Annotated in this window: 3 protein-coding genes; all 3 read left to right on the top strand. The window is 38.7% G+C overall.

Annotated features, from left to right (window positions below; translation table 11 throughout):
- Positions 1 to 17: 17 nt before the first annotated feature.
- The 3 genes from G5B12_RS16760 to G5B12_RS16750 all read left to right on the top strand — a co-directional run bounded on the left by G5B12_RS16760 (position 18) and on the right by G5B12_RS16750 (position 2,777).
- Positions 18 to 1,007: a helix-turn-helix domain-containing protein gene (locus tag G5B12_RS16760; protein ID WP_044954635.1), complete on the top strand. Its 990-nt coding sequence runs from the start codon at positions 18 to 20 to the stop codon at positions 1,005 to 1,007.
- Between the two features lies 1 nt (position 1,008).
- The gene (locus G5B12_RS16755) at positions 1,009 to 2,400 is read left to right on the top strand and encodes a tyrosine-type recombinase/integrase (RefSeq protein WP_171027973.1); all 1,392 of its coding nucleotides are present in this window, start codon (positions 1,009 to 1,011) and stop codon (positions 2,398 to 2,400) included.
- A 161-nt stretch (positions 2,401 to 2,561) separates the two neighbouring features.
- On the top strand, positions 2,562 to 2,777 hold the full coding sequence (locus G5B12_RS16750) for a hypothetical protein (protein ID WP_226977413.1): 216 nt from the start codon (positions 2,562 to 2,564) through the stop codon (positions 2,775 to 2,777).
- The last annotated feature ends 417 nt before the right edge of the window (positions 2,778 to 3,194 follow it).

The raw sequence follows: 3,194 nt of genomic DNA, 5'->3' as shown, positions 1-3,194 counted from the left end.
CAGGAAGTGAAGAATAAATGGCAACAGCAATTATGAAACAAAAAGAAGTTCCGGAAATGGACGATGTTGAAGAGATCATTTCAAAGATATCAGAAGACAGTCCTTACAAACGGCGTCCGACACAAAAGAGAACCTGGATGACCGTGCCGGAAATGGGAAAGCTGCTGGGATTAAAAAAGACAGATCGATACTGGCTGGTGCATAAAAATGTTTTTGAATCTAAAGAGATTGCTGGAAAGATACGAATCAATATTGCCAGCTTTGAAAAATGGTACGCCAATCAGATTAAATACCATAAAGTTACCGGAGAAGAACCAGGGAAAGAATTGAAATCCTGGTCCTATTCCGTTAAGGAAGTTGCGGATCTGTTGGGTGTTGATGAGTATCTTGTTTATGATTTACTCAAGAAAAATCAAATGGAAGCTGTTATTGTCGATTACTGGAAACGAATACCAAAAGAATCTTTTCAGAACTGGTATAAAAGCCAGTCCCGGTATCGAACAAAGGAAGACAGAAAAAAAGACGCTCTTCTGGAAGATGCAACAATTACGATGCCTGAGATGGCACAGCTGCTTGGAACAACCAGAAGCGCAGTATATACAATTCTTGATAATCCAAAGTATAGTCATTTTTTTGAATTCATTGTGATTGCAGAAAAGAAAAGGATCACAAAAGAGAGTTTTCGAAAATTCCTGGAAGGTCAGGATCGGTATAAGCTGGATCCATCGAATGATTATGAAGAACTTGCACAGGAACAAAATATTGCCCTGGCTAATTTCCGGCGGAAGAAATTATCACAGACCGGAATACGAGGAAGCAATGGAAATATAAAGTATCTTACTTTTGATGAAGCTTCCTATCTGGCAAAGGTCAGCAGAAGCATGATTAACAAGTGGGCGGATAAAGGAAAGTTCACAGTAATAAAAGTTGGCAGTCGAGTTAGGATCCGTCGGGATGAATTTGAGGACTGGATGGAGCAAAGAGATTTGGAAAGGAGTATGCAATAATATGGCATCTATAAGAGAACGAAACGGAAAATTTAATGTAATCTATTCTTATACGAATGAAAAAGGTGAGAGGAAACAGAAGTGGGAAACCTATGAAACGAAAGCCGAAGCAAAGAGAAGAAAAAAAGAAATTGAATATAAAAAAGAGATGGGATCATTTGTCGTCCGTAAATGCAAAACACTGGACGAGCTTATTACAGAATATGTTGCACTTTATGGCAAAGAAAACTGGGCGCTTTCTACATATGAAGGAAATGTCTCTCTTATCAATAACTATATTCTTCCGATCATTGGTGATACGAAACTCTCAGAGATCAATACCCGTTTCATCGAAAGATATTATCAGAGTCTTTTGAAGAGACGTGCAGTTATCAATCCATTGAATAAAACCAGTCGAAATGAATTTGTATCTTCCAGTACGGTCAGGGATATTAATAAGCTGCTTAGAAACTGTTTTGAACAGGCAGTGAAATGGGAGTTGATGGAGAAGAATCCTTGCACCCATGCGACTGTACCAAAACATAAATCACAAAAAAGAGACATCTGGACAGCGGATACATTGATGTATGCGCTCAGTGTCTGTGAAGATGAACGATTAAAGCTCGCAATTAATCTATCTTTCTCATGTTCCCTGCGACTTGGTGAGCTGCTTGGTCTTACCTGGGATTGTGTAGATATTTCTCATGAGGCAATTGAAGAAAACCGTGCATATGTCTTCATCAACAAAGAATCACAGCGTATAAGAAAAGAATCTTTAAATGCATTGGATGGAAAAGATGTGTTGTTGGTATTTCCGACAAATCATAAGAAGAATTCTACGGTCCGTATTCTGAAAACACCGAAGACAGAAAGTAGTGTACGTAAGATATTCTTACCGAAGAGCGTTGCTAATATGCTTGTAGACTGGAAAGCTGAGCAGGATGAAATGAAAGAAATCCTGGGTGACGAATATATGGACTATAACCTGGTTATGGCAAGTACCTTTGGTCTTCCTCTTGGTGATGGAGCAATCCGTGGCCCTTTAAAGAAATTGATCGAGGACTATAATCTCCCACCGGTTGTATTTCACAGTTTTCGTCATAGCAGTGTTACTTATAAGCTGAAACTGAATGGTGGAGACATCAAGGCGGTACAGGGTGATTCTGGCCATGCTCAGGTCAATATGGTTACAGATGTGTACTCTCATATTCTGGATGATGACAGAAGGAAAAATGCAGAGCTTTTTGAAGAAGCATTTTATGAGAAAAAGAATCTGGATCCACAGATGCATGTACAGCAGGAAAATAATAATACTACTGTTGCTGATGAAGTCGATCCGGAACTTCTGGCAAAAGTATTGGCGAATCCAGAGATGCGGGCATTGCTCAATTCACTGGCGAAGACGATGAAGTAATGAAAAATAGTGAAAAAATAGTGTAATTTTAGTGAAAAAACGATTCATAAAACGATATAATATATGGATGAAATGAGGATATTTATTGTGTATATGGATATTCTATCTCCATCATTTGATGATAGAATGACGGAGATAAATCTGAAATGAAGGAGATTCCTATGAGAGACTTTGATTTTATTGTAAGTCCTGCGAAGTTGTTAACACCTGAAATTGTTCAGATGGTTAGCAGCATCCATGAACATAAAGGCAAACAGGAATTATTTCTCGAAGCCAATGTAGATGAATTGAAAACACTCTTAGAAGTTGCATTGATTCAGAGTACGGGAGCATCCAACCGAATCGAAGGTATATCTACTGGTTATGTCCGTGTTTAAAAATATGAAAGCAGCTTATAAATTTGCCAGTCAAAAACGCATGGACAAACCGTCTCGTATGCGTTATATTATTTATAGACAAGAAAATATCTTGTACTTATGATAGGAAAGTTTAATTGAATACTGTTTACCATGATCGAACGTACGAAGCATGGTGGTCATATAACAGATGTCGATGGTAATATCAAGGCATTCCCCGATTATTAGCTGGGGCAAACAATCAGCTAACTTTCAGAGCTTTACAGAGCTTGACAGAGGGGGTATTCAGAATAACTCGAATTGAATCGGAAACAGTTTTATATAGTGTCCCATATGGGTTTACCTTACCTCAGATTGACAGAGAGTGACAATAGGTTGGAGCTCTCCTAAGCGAGGGGTCGGAGGTTCAAATCCTCTTGGCGACGGGCTTCAAAGCGT

Origin of the sequence: Blautia sp. MSK.20.85 (assembly GCF_013317245.1) — a bacterium.
In the GTDB taxonomy this organism is placed as follows: Bacteria; Bacillota; Clostridia; order Lachnospirales; family Lachnospiraceae; genus Blautia_A.
The sequence above is the reverse complement of the archived record's forward strand: the minus strand, read 5'-3'. Positions and strand labels throughout refer to the sequence as shown.

Coding starts and splice junctions, on each gene's coding strand:
- G5B12_RS16760 (WP_044954635.1), top strand. CDS start 18: ATGGCAACAGCAATTATGAAACAAAAAGAAGTTCCGGAAATGGACGAT.
- G5B12_RS16755 (WP_171027973.1), top strand. CDS start 1,009: ATGGCATCTATAAGAGAACGAAACGGAAAATTTAATGTAATCTATTCT.
- G5B12_RS16750 (WP_226977413.1), top strand. CDS start 2,562: ATGAGAGACTTTGATTTTATTGTAAGTCCTGCGAAGTTGTTAACACCT.